Below are 17,014 nucleotides of genomic sequence, written 5' to 3'. Positions count from 1 at the left end.
CTACCTTCTTTCATTACCGGGAATCAACGTTCTCGTCGCAAAAAATTCGCGGCTGAGGTCGTCGGTTTTTAAGGGTTGCGGATGTTAACCCCTCATTGCCCGGAATGCAAAGCCTCTGATCGAAAACCGCTAGTCGGGAGGGGGAGTGGCGACTATTATGCGCGCCTTCGAATTCAGCCTCTACAAGGCGCAAACCCATGCTAGTACTGGGACTTGAAACCTCCTGCGACGAAACCGGAGTCGCACTATACGACAGTGAACGCGGGCTTTTGGCCGATGCACTGTTCAGTCAGATCGACCTGCACCGCGCCTATGGCGGCGTGGTTCCGGAGCTGGCCAGCCGTGATCACGTCAAACGCATGCTGCCGTTGATTCGCCAGGTGCTGGACGAGGCTGGCTGTGTGCCGACCGAGATCGACGCCATCGCCTACACGGCAGGCCCCGGATTGGTTGGAGCCCTTCTGGTTGGGGCCTCTTGCGCTCAGGCGCTGGCCTTTGCCTGGGGTATTCCCGCCCTCGGTGTGCACCACATGGAAGGCCATTTACTGGCGCCGATGCTGGAAAAAACACCACCAGAGTTCCCGTTCGTCGCTTTGTTGGTGTCGGGTGGTCATACGCAGCTGGTTCAGGTCGATGGGATCGGCCAATACACGCTGTTGGGCGAGTCCCTGGATGATGCCGCCGGTGAAGCCTTCGACAAAACCGCGAAGATGATGGGGCTTAACTATCCTGGTGGGCCGGAAATCGCCCGTCTGGCCGAGAACGGCGTGGCCGGGCGCTACGTTTTCCCGCGTCCGATGTGTGATCGTCCGGGGCTGATGTTCAGTTTCAGCGGTTTGAAAACGTCCGCGCTCAATACCTGGCAGCAGAGCGTCAGCGCCGGGGACGACAGTCAGCAAGCCCGTTGCGACATCGCACTGGCGTTCCAGCAGGCCGTGGTGGAGACTTTGACCATCAAGTGCAAGCGCGCCCTCAAGCAGGCAGGTATGAAGCGGCTGGTGATTGCAGGCGGCGTCAGCGCCAATAAGGCATTGCGCAGTTCGCTCGAAAAGATGCTCGGCGACATGCAAGGCCATGTGTTCTACGCCCGTCCGGAATTCTGCACTGACAACGGCGCGATGATTGCCTACGCCGGCTGCCAGCGCTTGCAGGCCGGGCAGCATGAAAGCCTGGCGATCAGCGTGCAGGCTCGCTGGCCGATGGAGCAGTTGCCGCCGCTGTAGGGCTTGTGTGAACCGGTTTCGTGCGGCGTATTTAAAAATGCCGTTCGCGCCCGGCAAACAGGTCGCGTAGATTGCCGCGGTGGCGCCACACGATCAGCAGTGTCAGCACGCTCATCGGCAGTAACGCCTGCGGTGCCTGCCAGGCCAACAGCGGCAGGGTAAGCGGCGTGGCAATCAGCGCGGCCAGCGAGCTGGTACGGGTCAGGTAAAACGTCAGCAGCCAGGCGAGCATGGCCAGCAATGCAGCCGGTGGGTAGATGCCCAAAAGCATCCCGGCCGCGGTGGCGACACCCTTGCCACCACGAAAGCGGAAGTACAATGGGAACAGGTGGCCGAGGACGGCGCATATGCCTACCCAGGCCTGCTGTTGCAGGGTAAGGCCTGCGAGGCTGGCGAATAGCACGGGCAGCAGGCCCTTGCAAACGTCGCCCAGCAGGGTCAGGACGGCAAGTTTCTTGCCGGCCAGGCGCAACATATTGGTGGCGCCGGCATTGCCTGAGCCACTCATTCGCGGGTCGGGATTTCCCGTCAGGCGGCTGAGCAAAATGGCGAAGGACAGCGAGCCGAGCAGGTAGGCGAGAATCGCCAGTAACCAAAACATGCTAACTATTCCGGGCGAGGACGCCCTGATTCTAACGGGGCATCGCGCCCTTGTCGTGCTGCGGAGAAGAGTGCTTGGACAGAGTGTTTATCGAAGGCCTGGAAGTAGACACCGTGATCGGGGCCTACGACTGGGAGCGCGGCATCCGTCAATGCCTGCGCCTGGACCTGAGCTTCGCTTGGGACAATCGCCCGGCCGCCGCAGGTGATGACCTGACTTTGGCGCTGGACTACGCCAGTGTATCCGCGCGTATCCAGGCCTTTGCCGAGCAGTCCCGGTATCAGCTGGTGGAAACCTTTGCCGAGCGCCTGGCCGAAGTGCTGATGAGCGAATTCCAGATTCCCTGGCTGCACCTCAAGTTGACCAAGCCAGGCGCGGTGCCCGCTGCCAAGGGCGTGGGCGTGGAGATCGAGCGCGGATGTCGTTGACTCAGGTTTACCTCGGGCTTGGCAGCAACATCGAGCGCGAGAGCCGTCTATGCGCCGGCCTGGATGCGCTCGCAGGGTTCCTGACGCAGATGCGCTGTTCGGCGGTGTTCGAGAGCCAGCCGGTGGGTATCAAGAGCGGGCTGTTTTTCAACCTGGTGGTGTCGGCCTATACCGACCTGCCGTTGATGGAACTGGACCGTCGGCTCAAGCTCATCGAGGCCGATAATGGCCGATATGCGCCTGATCGCAAGGGGTTGCCGCTGGATATCGATGTGCTGTTGTATGGCGACTTGGTAGGCAATTTTGATGGGTTGATCTTGCCACGGGCAGAAATCCTGAAAAATGCTTTTGTGTTGTGGCCGCTGTCGATGATGGCGCCGGACCGTATGCATCCGGAGGCGGGTAAAACAATGGCCGAGTTGTGGCGAGACGCGCAAATTGATCAGGTATTGGCACCTGTGGCGTTCGAGTGGCAGGGTCAGCCACTCACGCCACAAGCTCTTTTGTAGGAGTCGAGCTTGCTCGCGAAAAACCTGAGGGCGCTGCGTCATCGTTGAGGTTCTTCGCGAGCAAGCTCGCTCCTACAAGAGCTTTTGCTGTTCCTTGTAGGCTTTGAGCGTCTTGAGTCGTTCGCGCTTTAGCGCCTCTCCCAGTTCGGGGCCTTTGAAGCCTTTCTCCAGCAGTGGCGCAACCGGTACTTCGCGTGCAGCCTTTGCCGCGCCGCGCAAATAATCCGCCTGTGGATAACTGCGCTGCTCAAGGCCTTTGCGGCCCCGGGCATCCATTTCGCAGGCCACCACAAATTCTTCGAAGCGTTGCGGCCGGCGGTACACGTCGAAGCTTTGCAACAACTCCAGCAGAGTCGAGGCTTTCAGCTCCAGCGCTCGATGCCCGTGGGTGTGATATTGGCCCACCAGCAAGGCCAGTTCCTGGCAATCCTTCGGAACCTTGAAACGTTCGTTCACCACCTTGATCAGCTTCAAGCCTCGGTGTTCATGGGCAATATGCTGGGGCAACTTATCCACAGGCGTCAGGCCCTTGCCCAGGTCGTGCAGCAGGCAGGCCCAGCGCACGGTGAGCGGCTGTTTGTGCAATGCAGCTTGTTCCAGCACGCTCAAGGTGTGTACGCCAGTATCTATTTCCGGGTGATGGGCCTCGGGTTGCGGCACGCCGAACAGGGCGTCCACTTCCGGCATTAATGTTTTCAGTGCGCCGCAGTCGCGCAGCACCTGAATGAAAACCTGTGGCTGATCCTCCATCAGCGCGCGGGAGATTTCTTTCCAACTGCGCTCGGGGGTAAGAGCCTCCAGTTCACCGGAATCACTTAGTTGGCGCATCAAGTCCAGCGTCTCGGGTGCGACTGTGAAACCCAGATATGCGTAACGTGCGGCAAAACGGGCGACGCGCAGTACCCGCAATGGATCTTCGGCGAACGCGGGGGAAACATGCCGCAAAATGCGCGCTTCCAGATCGCGTTGGCCCTGATAAGGGTCGGTCAGAGTGCCGTCATCGTCTTCTGCCATGGCGTTGATGGTCAGGTCGCGACGGATCAGGTCCTCCTCCAACGTCACATCGGGGCTCGCGTGAAACACAAAGCCACCGTAGCCTCGGCCACTCTTGCGTTCGGTGCGGGCAAGGGCGTACTCATCGCCGTTTTTCGGGTCGAGAAATACCGGGAAATCAGCCCCTACGGGTTTATAACCTTTGGCGAGCATCTCTTCGGTGGTTGCGCCCACGACGACGCGGTCGACATCGGTGACCTTGATGCCCAGCAGGCGATCACGCACCGCGCCGCCGACTTTGTAGATTTTCATGAAAACGCCTCCATTAGCGGCACAGGATAACGCCTGTGCCTGACCAATGGAGGCTTTGCTGTTTCAGAGATGAACGACGGCCATGTCCAGGCGGCCATAGTCGTTGTCGTTGTGATCGCTGCGCGGTGGCACGTGATGGGTTTTCATCACCTGATCGCCTTGCAGGGTCTCCAGGTGAATGTCAAAACCCCAGAGTCGGTGCAGGTGCTTGAGCACTTCCTCGGTGGAGTCGCCCAAGGGCTTACGATCGTGTTGTTGATGACGCAAGGTAAGTGAACGGTCGCCGCGTACATCGATGCTGTAGATCTGCACGTTGGGCTCACGGTTGCCCAGGTTGTACTGAGCGGCCAGGGTTTCGCGAATGATGCGGTAGCCGGGTTCATCGTGGATAGCCGGCACCACCAGGTCATCTTTCAGGTCGTCATCCAGAATGCTGAACAACTTGAGGTCACGAATCACCTGGGGTGACAGGTACTGCAGGATGAAACTCTCGTCCTTGAAGCTGCTCATGGCGAACTTGATGGTCGATAACCAGTCGCTGCCGGCGATTTCCGGGAACCAGCGACGATCCTCCTCGGTGGGGTGTTCGCACATGCGGCGGATATCGCGGTACATGGCAAAACCCAGTGCATAGGGGTTGATGCCGTTGTAATACGGGCTGTCGAAGCCAGGTTGAAAAACTACGCTGGTGTGGGACGTGAGGAACTCCATCATAAAGCCGTCGGTAACCAGGCCCTCGTCGTACAGGTCGTTCATCAGCGTGTAGTGCCAGAATGTTGCCCAGCCTTCGTTCATCACCTGTGTTTGACGCTGTGGATAAAAATACTGAGCGATCTTGCGCACGATGCGCACAATCTCACGCTGCCAGGGCTCCAGCAACGGGGCGTGTTTTTCCAGAAAATACAGGATGTTTTCCTGAGGTTCGGCGGGGAAGCGTGCATTGTCCTTGTCGTTGTTTTTGCCGGCGCGCTTGGGAATGGTGCGCCACAAATCGTTGATTTGTTTCTGCAGGTGCTCCTCTCGCTCTTTCTGGCGCAGGCGCTCTTCCTCGGCTGAAATCGGATACGGGCGCTTGTAGCGGTCGACTCCGTAATTCATCAGTGCATGGCAAGAGTCCAGCAGGTCTTCCACCGCATCGATGCCGTGGCGTTCTTCACACTGCATGATGTACTGCTTGGCGAATACCAGGTAATCGATGATTGAGCTGGCGTCGGTCCAGGTTCGAAACAGGTAATTGCCTTTGAAGAAACTGTTATGTCCATAGCAGGCATGAGCCACCACCAACGCCTGCATGCAGATGGTGTTTTCTTCCATCAGATAGGCAATGCACGGGTCGGAGTTGATCACGATCTCGTAGGCCAGGCCCATCTGGCCTCGCGTATAGGACTTCTCTGTGCTGAGAAAATGTTTGCCATAGGACCAATGGTGATAACCCAACGGCATGCCCACAGAGGCATAGGCATCCATCATTTGCTCAGCGGTGATCACTTCAATCTGGTTGGGGTAAGTGTCCAGGGCATAACCCGCTGCAATACGGCTGATTTCCCGGTCATAGGCCTGGATCAATTCAAAGGTCCACTCGGAGCCAGTGGAGATGGGTTGGCGCTTGTTCTCTTTTTTGGCGGTCATGTCACTAACCTGCGCTGGAAGAGTTCACGGAAGACCGGATAAATATCGCCGGCCGAGACCAGTTGCTGTTGGGCGAACGTGTCGGCAAAGGCTTCGCCAATGCGCTCGTATTCGAACCACAGGGCCTGATGCTCACGGGGGGTGATTTCAACATAGGTGTAGTACTGCACAAACGGCATGATCTGATTGATCAAAATGTCGCGGCAGATCGGCGAGTCGTCGTTCCAGTTGTCGCCGTCCGAGGCCTGGGCGGCGTAGATGTTCCATTCGTTGGCAGGGTAGCGCTCGGCCATGATTTCCTGCATCAGCTTCAACGCGCTGGATACGATGGTGCCGCCGGTTTCCCGCGAATAAAAAAACTCTTCTTCGTCCACTTCCCGTGCGCTGGTGTGATGGCGAATAAACACGACGTCGATCTTGTCGTAGTTCCGTTTCAGAAACAGGTACAGCAGGATAAAGAAGCGCTTGGCGATGTCCTTGGTGGCCTGGGTCATGGAGCCGGAGACGTCCATCAGGCAGAACATCACGGCCTTGGAGCTGGGGTTGGGCTGCTTCACCAGCAGGTTGTATTTCAAGTCAAAGGTGTCGAGGAACGGCACGCGATGAATACGTGCGCTGAGTTTCTCGATTTCTGCCTCGATTTCCTGGATATCGCCGAAGTTGTCTGGTTCTTCACGCTTCAATCGTGCCAGTTCTTCCTTGGCCGCCTTTAGCTTTGCGCGGCTGCTGCCCGAGAGGGCGATGCGTCGCGCGTGGGCTGAACGCAAGGTGCGGATGATGTTGATGCGTGAAGGGTTGCCCTCGTTGCTGATGCCCGCGCGGACGGTCTTGAACGTGTCGGTGCCGGTCAGGTTGCGCTTGACCAGGTTAGGCAGTTCGAGGTCTTCGAACATGAATTCGAGGAACTCTTCCTGAGTGATCTGGAACACGAATTCATCCATGCCTTCGCCGGAGTTGCCGGCCTTGCCCGGCCCCTTGCCGCCACCACCGCCTTGTGGGCGCTGGATGTGTTCGCCAGTGGTGAATTCCTTGTTGCCGGGGTGCACGACAGTCTGTTTGCCGCCGCGCCCATGGTGAAGCACAGGCTCGTCGATGTCCCGGCCAGGAATGCTGATTTGCTCGCCATGCTCCATGTCGGTAATGGAGCGGCGGCTGACAGCTTCTTCTACAGCCTTTTTGATGTGGTCACGGTAACGCCGCAGGAAACGCTGGCGGTTTACCGTGCTCTTGTTCTTGCCATTGAGGCGTCGGTCGATCACATAGCTCATGGGGAGCCCTCCGGGCAGCTTCACGTTACAAGCTTCAAGCCGCGAGCTGGAAGCTTAGAGACAAGCGGTCAGCCGCCAGGCAAGACGCCTGGCAGCGTTCGCTCGTCGCTGCCTTACTGCGATTTACGCACCCGCAAGTACCACTCGGAGAGCAGCCGTACTTGTTTGTCGGTGTAGCCGCGCTCGACCATTCGTGTGACGAAGTCGTTGTGTTTTTGCTGATCCTCCTTGCTGGCCTTGGCATTGAAGCTGATGACCGGCAGCAGATCCTCGGTGTTGGAGAACATTTTCTTCTCGATGACCACCCGCAGCTTCTCGTAGCTGAGCCAGGTAGGGTTCTTGCCGTTATTGTTGGCCCGGGCGCGCAGTACGAAGTTGACGATTTCGTTGCGGAAATCCTTCGGATTGCTGATGCCGGCGGGTTTCTCGATCTTTTCCAATTCTTCGTTGAGGGCCACGCGATTGAGGATTTCGCCGGTTTCCGGGTCGCGGTATTCCTGGTCCTGGATCCAGAAGTCGGCGTACAGCACGTAGCGGTCGAAGATGTTCTGGCCGTACTCGCTGTAAGACTCCAGGTAAGCGGTCTGGATTTCCTTGCCGATAAACTCGATGTAGCGCGGCGCCAGGTATTCCTTGAGGAAGCGCAGGTAGCGCTCACGGGTTTCGGCCTGGAACTGCTCCTGTTCAATCTGCTGCTCAAGCACATAGAGCAAGTGCACCGGGTTGGCGGCGATTTCGTGAGGGTCGAAGTTGAAGACTTTGGACAGGATCTTGAAAGCAAAACGCGTCGACAGGCCATTCATACCCTCATCGACGCCAGCCGTGTCGCGATACTCCTGGATCGATTTGGCCTTGGGATCGGTGTCCTTGAGGTTCTCGCCGTCATACACCCGCATTTTTGAGTAGATGTTCGAGTTCTCCGGCTCCTTAAGGCGCGACAGTACGGTGAACTGGGCGAGCATCTTCAAGGTGTCGGGTGCGCAGTGGGCCTTGGCCAGGGAGCTGTTGAACAACAGCTTGTCGTAAATCTTGATCTCATCGCTGACCCGCAGGCAGTACGGCACCTTGACGATATAGATCCGGTCGATGAAGGCTTCGTTGTTCTTGTTGTTGCGGAAGGTGTGCCATTCCGATTCGTTGGAGTGAGCCAGCAGAATCCCTGTAAACGGAATCGCGCCCAGGCCTTCGGTGCTGTTGTAGTTGCCTTCCTGGGTAGCGGTGAGCAGTGGGTGCAGCACCTTGATCGGCGCCTTGAACATCTCCACGAACTCCATCAAGCCCTGGTTGGCCCGGCACAGCGCGCCCGAGTAGCTGTAGGCGTCAGCGTCGTTCTGCGGGAACTCTTCGAGTTTGCGGATATCGACCTTGCCCACCAGTGCCGAAATGTCCTGGTTGTTTTCATCGCCGGGTTCGGTCTTGGCCACGCCGATCTGGTTGAGGATCGACGGGTAGAGTTTGACCACGCGGAATTGGCTGATATCGCCGCCGAATTCGGCCAGGCGCTTGGTGGCCCAGGGCGACATGATGGTGTTGAGGTAGCGCCGCGGGATGCCGAAGTCTTCTTCGAGAATAGCGCCATCTTCCGTGGCGTTGAACAGGCCCAGGGGCGATTCGAAGACCGGCGAGCCCTTGATCGCGTAGAAGGGCACTTTCTCGATTAGTTGCTTGAGCTTTTCCGCCAGGGACGACTTGCCGCCGCCGACCGGGCCGAGCAGGTAGAGGATCTGTTTCTTCTCTTCCAGGCCCTGGGCGGCATGGCGGAAGTAGGAGACGATCTGGTCGATGCATTCTTCCATGCCATGGAAGTCTTCAAAGGCCGGATAGCGGCGGATCACCTTGTTGGAAAATATCCGCGACAGGCGCGAATTGTTGGCGGTTTCCACCAGCTCCGGCTCGCCGATCGCCAACAGCAGGCGTTCGGCGGCAGAGGCATAGGTGCTGCGGTCCTGCTTGCACAGCTCGAGATACTCTTGAAGCGTGAGTTCTTCCTGCTGCGTGGACGCGAAGCGTTGTTGGAAGTGGCTAAAGATACTCATGACGTCGTCACCTCGCTCGATACGTGGAGCCGACGCCGGATCAATCAGCGGATGCTGGCAGTCATTGACGTACGCCAATGGCTGTTTTCCCCCCAGAACACCCTGAAACGCTACCGATGACCCGTACGCCGGTGTACCGGCTCTCCCCTGATTCGGATGGCCTGCGCTTAAGGATAGTTCGGAATCCGGGAGGTCAAGGCGCGATGCGCAATTAGTTTGGCTGCGCCGTTCGTCAGAAACGGCGCAAGCCCAAGCGTCACGCGGGGTAGCGGGGTGTGAAAAAAATTATTGCGAATCGCTGGAGGAAATCTCTGCGGGATAGGTCGCACGCCACAGCTCAAAGCCGCCGTCCAGGCTGTAGACGTCGGAGAAGCCCTGGCTGACCAGGTAGGCGGCGGCGCTCTGGCTGGAGTTGCCGTGGTAGCAGGCCACGATCAGCGGCGCATCAAGGTCGGCGGCGCGGATGAAGTCGGCGATGTTGACGTTGTCCAGATGCTGGGCGCCGGTGATATGGGCCGCCGCATAAGTAGGCTGGTCGCGGATATCGACCACTACTGCGCCTTGCTCGCGCAGCGCTTGGGCGTCTTCGGGGGGGATACGTTTGAATTCGGTCATGGCGGGCTCCTATGGCTTGGCGGCGGCCGGCTGGGTAATGGAAAGAGGGGGCTCACACTGGCAGCCGAAGCGCTCGCCGGTGTCGATGTTCATCAGGGTCATGGCGCCGCCCCACACGCAACCGGTGTCGAGGGCGAACACGCCGGGTTCGTCACATTTGCCTTCCAGGGCGGCCCAGTGACCAAAGATGATCTTCGTATCGCGGGTCTTGCGCTCCTTGTGGGCGAACCAGGGCTTGTAGCCGGGTAGTGCGGTGTCGGCGCCTTCCTTGCTCTTGAGGTCCAGCTTGCCTTCAGCGGTGCAGAAACGCATCCGCGTGAAATAGTTGGTGATCACGCGCAGGCGGGTGACGCCGCTGAGGTCGTTGTCCCATTTCACCGGTTCATTGCCGTACATCCCGTCCAGGTAGGTGGTGTACAGGGTGTCATCGGCCAGTGCGCTTTGGACTTCAGCGGCGCATTTGAGGGCTTTTTTCAGTGTCCACTGAGGCGGTATACCTGCATGCACCAAGGCCATGTTGCGGCCCTCATCGTAGTGCATGAGTTTTTGCCGGCGTAGCCAGTCGAGCAGCTCGGTGCGGTCCGGGGCTTCGAGGATCTCGCGCAGGGTGTCGCCCTTTTTCAGGCGCTCGATGTTATTGCCGGCTGCGAGCAGGTGCAGGTCGTGGTTACCCAGCACGCATACCAGCGAATCACGCAGGCTATAGAGGTAGCGCAGGGTTTCCAATGACTGCGGGCCGCGGTTGACGAGGTCGCCCACCAGCCACAGGCGATCGCTTGCGGGGTTAAAGGCTACGCGCTCAAGCAGGCGCTTGAGAGGTTCAAGGCAACCTTGCAGGTCGCCGACCGCGTACGTCGCCATCAGTGCAGGGCTCCTGGCACGGCCAGGCGGAAGGGCTTGATCGTTGCATCGAACAAATGACCGTCGGTAGCTTTCATCTGATACGAGCCCTGCATGGTGCCGACCTTGGAGGTCATCACCGTGCCGCTGCTGTAAGTGTGGCTGGCGCCGCTGTCGATCAACGGTTGCTGGCCGACAACCCCTGCCCCGCGCACTTCCTCGACCTGGCCGTCGCCATCGGTGATGACCCAGTGGCGCGACAGCAGCTTGGCCGGGACCAACCCGTTGTTTTTTACGGTGACGGTGTAGGCAAAGGCAAAGCGGTTCTGTTCGGGTTGCGATTGGTCCGCCAGGAAGCGGGTGACGACGCTGACGTCGATCTGATAGCGAGGATCGGACATGCAAGAGGCCTTAAAAGCAGGGGACAGCAGATGCGGGTCAGTCTAGGCCATGAGGTGGGCACTAGGCCAGATACGTGATCCAAATGTGGGAGGGGGCTTGCTCCCGATAGCGATGTGTCAGTTGAAAATGTATCCACTGATACTCCCCTATCGGGAGCAAGCCCCCTCCCACATTGGATCGCGTTGAGCCTTATCCTTCTGTTGGCGCTGGCTGGATGGCAAGTTGGTCGGCCAGGCGTACGAAAGCAGCCAGGTCCAGCTGTTCGGGGCGCAGGCTGCCATCGACGCCGGCGGCTTCGATTTCAGCGTTGCTCAGCAGGGCCTTGAGCGTATTGCGCAGGGTCTTGCGACGTTGGTTGAACGCTTCGCGTACCACGCGCTCCAGCAGTTTGTGATCCTTGGCCGGGTGCGGCAGCACGGCGTGAGGCACCAGTCGCACGATGGCCGAATCGACCTTTGGCGGCGGGTTGAACGCCCCAGGCCCTACGTTGAACAGGTGCTCCACGCGGCAGTGGTACTGGACCATGATCGACAACCGTCCCCAGTCGCCACCACCGGGGCCGGCTGCCAGACGTTCCACCACTTCTTTTTGCAGCATGAAGTGCATGTCGCGGATGATCCCGGCGTTGTTCAGCAGGTGAAAAATCAGCGGTGTGGAGATGTTGTACGGCAGGTTGCCCACCACCCGCAGGCTATTGGGCGCGGCATTGAGGCTATTGAAGTCGAACTTCAGCGCATCGCCCTGGTGCAGGTTGAAGTTGGACTTGCCGGCGAACTGCTGGTTGAGGATCGGGATCAAGTCCTTGTCCAGTTCCACCACGTCCAGTTGCCCACCGCTGGCCAGCAGGCCTTGTGTCAGCGCGCCCTGGCCCGGGCCGATTTCCAGCAGGCGGTCTTCTGGCTTGGCGTGGATGGAGCGCAGGATACGGTCGATCACGCCAGCGTCGTGCAGGAAGTTTTGCCCGAAGCGCTTGCGCGCCCGGTGTTGGTAATGCTCAGTCATATACGGGTCTCGGCCATCTGATAGGCGGTTTCCAGGGCCACGTGCAGGCTGCCGGTATCGATCTTGCCGCTGCCCGCCAGGTCCAGGGCTGTGCCATGGTCGACGGAGGTGCGGATGATCGGCAGGCCCAGGGTCACGTTGACTGCAGCGCCGAAGCCTTTGTACTTCAGCACGGGCAGCCCCTGGTCGTGGTACATCGCCAGCACTGCGTCGCAGTGCTCCAGATATTTGGGGGTAAACAGAGTGTCTGCAGGCAATGGGCCGCGCAGGTCCATGCCTTCTTGGCGCAGGCGCTCTAATGTCGGTTCAATGATGTCGATTTCTTCATGGCCCAAGTGGCCGCCTTCACCGGCGTGGGGGTTGAGCCCGCACACCAGAATACGCGGTTGGGCAATGCCGAATTTGTGTTGCAGGTCGTCGTGCAGGATGCGTGTGACGCGCTCTATGCGCTCGGCGGTGATGGCATCGGCAATATCGCGCAGTGGCAGATGGGTGGTCACCAGCGCAACACGCAGGCCACGGGTAGCCAGCATCATCACGACTTGCTCGGTATGGGTCAGCTCGGCCAGGAACTCGGTATGGCCGGAAAACGCGATGCCGGATTCGTTGATCACGCCTTTATGCACAGGCGCGGTGATCATGCCGGCAAAGGTACCGTCGATGCAGCCTTGTCCGGCGCGTGTCAGGGTTTCCAGCACGAAGGCTGCATTGGCCGTGTTCAGTTGCCCGGCGACCACCTTGGCTTGCAATGGGGTGTCCCACACATACAGGCTGCCGGCCGGGGCGGGTGCGTGCGGCCAATTGCCCGGCGCCACCTCCAGCAAGTTGACGGCCACGCCCAGCTGCGCGGCCCGCTCAATGAGCAGGTCGCGGCTGGTAATGGCAATCAGGGGGTGTGGCTGAGGTTGCGAGGCGAGCAGCAGGCAAAGGTCTGGACCAATGCCGGCCGGCTCGCCGGGTGTCACCGCGAAACGCTGGGGTTTCACTGGGCTGCCTGGTCGGTGCCTGTTTGCTCGGCGCCTGGCAGCTTGTTCTCTACATAGGCTTCGTCACGGATCTGACGCAGCCAGGTTTGCAGCTCTTCGTCGTATTTGCGGTTGCGCAGTACGGTGAGAGCCTGCTGCTCGCGTGCCTGGTTGGTGTTGTCGGTGGCACGACGGCCAAGGACTTCCAGCACATGCCAGCCGTATTGAGTCTTGAACGGCTTGGACAATACGCCTTGCGGGGTGTCGGCCATGACCTGTTGGAACTCGGGCACCAGGGCTTTGGGGTCAATCCAGTTCAAGTCGCCGCCGTTAAGGGCAGAGCCAGGGTCTTCCGAGAAGCTTTTGGCCAGGGTGGCGAAGTCTTCACCGCTTTCGATGCGGTCGTAGATCTTCTGCGCCAGTTCCTTGGTTTGTGCCTCGGTACGGATTTCGCTGGGTTTGACCAGGATATGACGAACGTGTACTTCGTCTTTAAGCGAGGTCTCGCCGCCGCGCTTGCCGAGCAGCTTGAGGATGATGAAGCCGCCTGGGGTGCGTGCTGGCTGGGTGATACCGCCAACTTCCATGGAGCTCAGCTCGCGATCGAACGGAGGTGGCAGCTGTGCAGCTTTACGCCAGCCCATGTCACCACCGTCCAGTGCGTTATCGCTGCCGGAGACGGCAATAGCAGTCTGGGCAAAGTCAGCACCGGCTTTCAGGCGGTCGTACACCGCCTGGGTCTTGGCGGCGGCTGCATTCAGCTGTTCGGCGCTTGCACTGTCTGGTGTCGGGATAAGGATATTGGCCAGGTGCAGTTCTTCGGAAAGCTGCATCTTGCCAAGGTCCGAAGCCAGGAAGTTCTTCACTTCCTGCTCGGATACCTGGACCCGCTCGGCCACACGACGCTGACGCACACGGCTGATGATCATCTCGCGCTTGATCTGGTCACGGGCGTCCTCATAGGACAGGCCATCGTGGGCCAGCGCGGCGCGGAACTGGTCAATGCTCATATTGTTGCGCTGAGCGATGGTGCCAACGGCCTGGTTCAGTTCTTCGTCCGAAATCCGGATGCCGGAGCGTTCGCCGATCTGCAATTGCAGGTTTTCAACGATCAGACGTTCCAGTACCTGGGGTTCCAGAACGCTGGTAGGCGGCACACCACCGCCACGCTTGGCGATGGTTTGCTGTACTTCCTTGACCCGTTGGTCCAGCTGGCTCTGCATGATCACGTCGTTGTCGACGATGGCCGCTACTTTATCCAGCTGTTGAACCGCGGCGTGTGCCGAAACGGTCCCCAGGAACAGCGCGCCCAGCACTAGCGGGCGCAAACACTCAGAAAGCTTTGTCTTCACGTTCACGATAACCTTCAATGCCTTTGTCGAGGAAGCTCTCTACCTTGGCGCCGGTCAGGCCGCCGAGTCCTTTAAGGACGATCTGGAAGAAGAGCCCGTGGTCACCCTTTTCGTTCTGAGGGGCGATCTGGCTGTATTCGTCGTTGGAAACCCAGTAACGGTTGATGACGCGCAGTTTCCAGCAGCAGTTGTCGTACTCGAAACCACCAAAGGCTTCCAGGGTACGGTTGCGGGCATAGTCATACTGCCAGCGGGTGATCAGATTCCACTGCGGAACGATCGGCCACATCATCGAGAAGTCGTGTTGTTGGATTTTGTAGTAATCCTTCACGAAGTTCGGATCACCTTCCTGGCCGAAGTCTCCACCAAACTGCCATTTGCCGGTTAACTGGTTGTAGACCACCTGGTCGTTGCGATAGCGATAGCCCAGGTTGACGACCTTGTTCGGGTTGTCTTCCGGCTGATAGTGGAACATCGCGCTGCCGGAGCGTGGGGCGTGGCTTTCGGTGTCCCAGTTGTAGTCAGCTGTGGCGCGCCAGTCGCGGTTGAAGCGGAACTCGTATTCCAACGCGATTGGAGAAACGTTGGAGTGCGCATCATCACGTGTCTTGGCGTTGACGCCTGGCAATTGAACTTCACGGTCCTTGAAATAAACCGCTTGACCAATGGAGGCACGCTGGCGTTCGAAGCCGTTTTCTTCGATCCAGCGGCTGGTAAGGCCAAAGGAAAGCTTGTTCTCGTCGCCGATCCGGTCGGAACCACTGAAGCGGTTATCCCGGAACAACGAGGAGTAGCTGAACGAGTTCTCGCTGGTATCGAAGACAGGGATCTCGGTTTGATCTTTGTTCGGTACGTAGAGGTAGAACGCACGAGGTTCGAGGGTCTGGTTGTAGTCTTTGCCGAACCAATTGGTTTTGCGGTCGAAGTACAGGCCGCTGTCGATGCTTGCGATAGGCACGGAGCGATCTTGTGAACTGTTAAATGTCTGGCCGGCCAGCGCCATTTGGTCCTTGCCTTTACCGTCAAGATCCAAATCGTATTTGGTATAGACGTATTTCAACTTCGGCGTAATAAAACCGTAGCTCCAGTTCATCGGGTACGAGACGGCTGGCGCAACGTTCAGGCGAGTACCGTTTGCACGGGTCAGACCTGTTACGTTTTCATCCAGGCGCTTCTCACCGATGGGAAGTCCATTCGCACCGAACGGGCCTCCATCTTTGTCAAAAACATTCCCACTTCTGAGATCGCGATCAAACCTGACTGCTTCGGTCTCATAAGAGAAGTTCAGCCCACCCGGTTGAAACGGGAGCGTACCGTTAAAGGTGATTTGCGGGAGTCGATCATACGGAGTGATCTGAGAAATCGTCGCCAACTGGTAGGACTGCAAGTTCACGGCGGCCTGGTAGCTGTCGCCACGGTAGCTCACAGAACCCTGCTGGTTCAGGAAATCCTGGCTCTGAACGCCTTCCTGATAGGACTTCAAGTCCTGGAAGTAGAACGGATCGCTGATCTTGGTGTAATCAACCAGTGTCGACAATCGTGAATCCAGCCCACCTCTATGCTGCCAATTGAGCATATAACGGGTTTTTTCGTAATCGGTCTGTTTCTTCCGCTCGTCGCTATCATCATTAAGATACGCCCCACCAAACTGCCCTTCACTCGACTTGGTCAGATAGCGGAATTCGCCCTCCATCAACAAGCCGCGCTTGGTCATGTATTGCGGGTACAACGTGGCATCGTAGTTAGGCGCCAGGTTGAAGTAGTACGGCGTTACCAGCGTAAAGCCAGTCTCGCTGCCGGTGCTGAAGCTCGGCGGCAGGAAGCCGGATTGGCGACGGTCGTCGATCGGGAAGTAAATGTACGGGGTGTACAGGATCGGGATGTTCTTGACCCGCAACGTCGCGTTGGTCGCCGTACCGAAACCGGTGGCCGGGTTCAACGTGATGTTGTTGCCCTTGAGCTGCCAGGCGTTGCTGTCCGGCTCGCAGGTGGTGTACGTACCGTCCTTGAGACGGATGATCGCGTTCTCGGCACGCTTGGCGTACAGCGCGTTACCGCGAATGCGCGACTTGTGCATTACGTATTCGGCGTTGTCGATCTGGGCGGCGCCGGTGTCGAGCTGGACCTGGGCATGGTCACCCACGATCAGCGCGCCGTTGTCGCGCAGTCGCACTTTACCGTTCAGCTCGCCACGGTTCTCGGCCTGGTACAGGCTGGCTTCGTCGGCTTCGAGCTGCATGCTGCCCTGGCGCATGACCACGTCACCGGCCAGGGTGGCGACCTGCTGTTCCTGCTCGTAACGCGAGGCCTTGGCGCCGATGAAGGTCGGCGCGTCGCTCTTGTCCGTCTTGTCGTTCATGCCAGGACGAGTCGGCTCGATGTAGGCGCCGCCGCAGTAAGGGCCGGTTTCGGCCAACTGCGCTGCAGTCAGCTTGTCGCGAGGCACCCAGTCCAGGTGGCTGTAGTCGGCGCTGCGCGAGCGCAGGCCACGGCCCTTGGATTCGGTGACCAGCACGGTCTTGGGTTCGGCGTCGACGCTGCCGCCAGCCTTGCCTTGCGGCGTGCTGTTGGCCGAGCTGACGGCAGAACCGTCATGCACCGGGCGCGGTGGCAACGGGGCTGCGGCGGTCTTCGGCGCGCAATCCCAGGCACCCGAAGCAGAGACTGAGCAGTCATACTGTTCCGCGGCGACCACGAATGAGGTGGCGAAAGGTTGCAAGGCCAGCAGACTGCCGGTTACCAGCAACGGAAATTTTCTACGAAACGCGGGGGATTTCAATGCCATCTTATTAGTCCGGGCTTCCTGCGTGCCATCTGCCCGCGGTTTGGGCCGCACGCC

General features: G+C 58.9%; 15 protein-coding genes. 3 read left to right on the top strand and 12 right to left on the bottom strand.

The window, feature by feature from the left end; genetic code table 11:
- The first annotated feature begins 197 nt into the window (after positions 1 to 197).
- Entirely contained in the window at positions 198 to 1,223 is a 1,026-nt protein-coding gene (gene tsaD / locus JFT63_RS12535; RefSeq protein WP_198708079.1) for a tRNA (adenosine(37)-N6)-threonylcarbamoyltransferase complex transferase subunit TsaD, read from the top strand.
- A 31-nt stretch (positions 1,224 to 1,254) separates the two neighbouring features.
- Here tsaD and plsY read toward each other — a convergent pair whose 3' ends face one another.
- Positions 1,255 to 1,824: a glycerol-3-phosphate 1-O-acyltransferase PlsY gene (gene plsY, locus JFT63_RS12530; RefSeq protein ID WP_057702248.1), complete on the bottom strand. Its 570-nt coding sequence runs from the start codon at positions 1,822 to 1,824 to the stop codon at positions 1,255 to 1,257.
- Positions 1,825 to 1,898: 74 nt separating this feature from the next.
- On the opposite strand from plsY, the gene folB reads away from it, so the two are divergent.
- Together folB and folK are read left to right on the top strand one after the other, a co-directional pair.
- On the top strand, positions 1,899 to 2,252 hold the full coding sequence (gene folB, locus JFT63_RS12525; RefSeq protein ID WP_032803736.1) for a dihydroneopterin aldolase: 354 nt from the start codon (positions 1,899 to 1,901) through the stop codon (positions 2,250 to 2,252).
- Entirely contained in the window at positions 2,243 to 2,761 is a 519-nt protein-coding gene (folK, locus tag JFT63_RS12520; protein WP_198844076.1) for a 2-amino-4-hydroxy-6-hydroxymethyldihydropteridine diphosphokinase, read from the top strand. The genes folB and folK overlap by 10 nt, the downstream gene beginning before the upstream one ends.
- A 72-nt stretch (positions 2,762 to 2,833) precedes the next feature.
- On the opposite strand, the gene JFT63_RS12515 is transcribed toward folK, so the two are convergent.
- From JFT63_RS12515 to JFT63_RS12465, 11 genes are all read right to left on the bottom strand, one after another.
- Positions 2,834 to 4,066 carry a multifunctional CCA addition/repair protein gene (locus JFT63_RS12515; RefSeq protein WP_198844075.1) on the bottom strand — a complete coding sequence of 411 codons (1,233 nt, stop codon included), beginning with the start codon at positions 4,064 to 4,066 and terminating at the stop codon, positions 2,834 to 2,836.
- A gap of 63 nt (positions 4,067 to 4,129) precedes the next feature.
- Positions 4,130 to 5,695, bottom strand: coding sequence for a SpoVR family protein (locus JFT63_RS12510; RefSeq protein WP_057702252.1), 1,566 nt, complete (start codon positions 5,693 to 5,695; stop codon positions 4,130 to 4,132).
- Positions 5,692 to 6,963, bottom strand: coding sequence for a YeaH/YhbH family protein (locus tag JFT63_RS12505; protein ID WP_032879178.1), 1,272 nt, complete (start codon positions 6,961 to 6,963; stop codon positions 5,692 to 5,694). The genes JFT63_RS12510 and JFT63_RS12505 overlap by 4 nt, the downstream gene beginning before the upstream one ends.
- Positions 6,964 to 7,076: 113 nt before the next feature.
- Complete coding sequence (locus tag JFT63_RS12500) at positions 7,077 to 8,999, bottom strand: PrkA family serine protein kinase (RefSeq protein ID WP_003194732.1); 1,923 nt, start codon at positions 8,997 to 8,999, stop codon at positions 7,077 to 7,079.
- Between the two features lie 285 nt (positions 9,000 to 9,284).
- Positions 9,285 to 9,614 carry a thiosulfate sulfurtransferase GlpE gene (gene glpE / locus JFT63_RS12495; protein WP_198844074.1) on the bottom strand — a complete coding sequence of 110 codons (330 nt, stop codon included), beginning with the start codon at positions 9,612 to 9,614 and terminating at the stop codon, positions 9,285 to 9,287.
- A 9-nt stretch (positions 9,615 to 9,623) separates the two neighbouring features.
- On the bottom strand, positions 9,624 to 10,475 hold the full coding sequence (locus JFT63_RS12490) for a symmetrical bis(5'-nucleosyl)-tetraphosphatase (protein ID WP_198844073.1): 852 nt from the start codon (positions 10,473 to 10,475) through the stop codon (positions 9,624 to 9,626).
- Complete coding sequence (gene apaG, locus JFT63_RS12485) at positions 10,475 to 10,855, bottom strand: Co2+/Mg2+ efflux protein ApaG (protein ID WP_186560348.1); 381 nt, start codon at positions 10,853 to 10,855, stop codon at positions 10,475 to 10,477. The genes JFT63_RS12490 and apaG overlap by 1 nt, the downstream gene beginning before the upstream one ends.
- Before the next feature lie 190 nt (positions 10,856 to 11,045).
- Positions 11,046 to 11,858: a 16S rRNA (adenine(1518)-N(6)/adenine(1519)-N(6))-dimethyltransferase RsmA gene (gene rsmA / locus JFT63_RS12480; protein WP_057702256.1), complete on the bottom strand. Its 813-nt coding sequence runs from the start codon at positions 11,856 to 11,858 to the stop codon at positions 11,046 to 11,048.
- Positions 11,855 to 12,844, bottom strand: coding sequence for a 4-hydroxythreonine-4-phosphate dehydrogenase PdxA (gene pdxA / locus JFT63_RS12475; RefSeq protein ID WP_198708074.1), 990 nt, complete (start codon positions 12,842 to 12,844; stop codon positions 11,855 to 11,857). Before pdxA ends, rsmA begins: the two co-directional genes overlap by 4 nt.
- Entirely contained in the window at positions 12,841 to 14,175 is a 1,335-nt protein-coding gene (locus JFT63_RS12470; protein WP_164366076.1) for a peptidylprolyl isomerase, read from the bottom strand. The genes pdxA and JFT63_RS12470 overlap by 4 nt, the downstream gene beginning before the upstream one ends.
- Positions 14,156 to 16,960, bottom strand: coding sequence for an LPS-assembly protein LptD (locus JFT63_RS12465; RefSeq protein WP_198844072.1), 2,805 nt, complete (start codon positions 16,958 to 16,960; stop codon positions 14,156 to 14,158). The genes JFT63_RS12470 and JFT63_RS12465 overlap by 20 nt, the downstream gene beginning before the upstream one ends.
- Positions 16,961 to 17,014 lie beyond the last annotated feature (54 nt).

Source organism: Pseudomonas sp. MF7453, assembly GCF_016405455.1.
Taxonomy (GTDB): domain Bacteria; phylum Pseudomonadota; class Gammaproteobacteria; order Pseudomonadales; family Pseudomonadaceae; genus Aquipseudomonas; species Aquipseudomonas paralactis.
The sequence above is the reverse complement of the archived record's forward strand: the minus strand, read 5'-3'. Positions and strand labels throughout refer to the sequence as shown.

Bases quoted from the DNA above. Each gene is read 5' to 3' on its own strand.
- glpE (WP_198844074.1), bottom strand. From the start codon at position 9,614: ATGACCGAATTCAAACGTATCCCCCCCGAAGACGCCCAAGCGCTGCGC.
- JFT63_RS12505 (WP_032879178.1), bottom strand. From the start codon at position 6,963: ATGAGCTATGTGATCGACCGACGCCTCAATGGCAAGAACAAGAGCACG.
- tsaD (WP_198708079.1), top strand. From the start codon at position 198: ATGCTAGTACTGGGACTTGAAACCTCCTGCGACGAAACCGGAGTCGCA.
- JFT63_RS12510 (WP_057702252.1), bottom strand. From the start codon at position 5,695: ATGACCGCCAAAAAAGAGAACAAGCGCCAACCCATCTCCACTGGCTCC.
- apaG (WP_186560348.1), bottom strand. From the start codon at position 10,855: ATGTCCGATCCTCGCTATCAGATCGACGTCAGCGTCGTCACCCGCTTC.
- JFT63_RS12490 (WP_198844073.1), bottom strand. From the start codon at position 10,475: ATGGCGACGTACGCGGTCGGCGACCTGCAAGGTTGCCTTGAACCTCTC.
- JFT63_RS12500 (WP_003194732.1), bottom strand. From the start codon at position 8,999: ATGAGTATCTTTAGCCACTTCCAACAACGCTTCGCGTCCACGCAGCAG.
- plsY (WP_057702248.1), bottom strand. From the start codon at position 1,824: ATGTTTTGGTTACTGGCGATTCTCGCCTACCTGCTCGGCTCGCTGTCC.
- rsmA (WP_057702256.1), bottom strand. From the start codon at position 11,858: ATGACTGAGCATTACCAACACCGGGCGCGCAAGCGCTTCGGGCAAAAC.
- folK (WP_198844076.1), top strand. From the start codon at position 2,243: ATGTCGTTGACTCAGGTTTACCTCGGGCTTGGCAGCAACATCGAGCGC.
- JFT63_RS12515 (WP_198844075.1), bottom strand. From the start codon at position 4,066: ATGAAAATCTACAAAGTCGGCGGCGCGGTGCGTGATCGCCTGCTGGGC.
- JFT63_RS12465 (WP_198844072.1), bottom strand. From the start codon at position 16,960: ATGGCATTGAAATCCCCCGCGTTTCGTAGAAAATTTCCGTTGCTGGTA.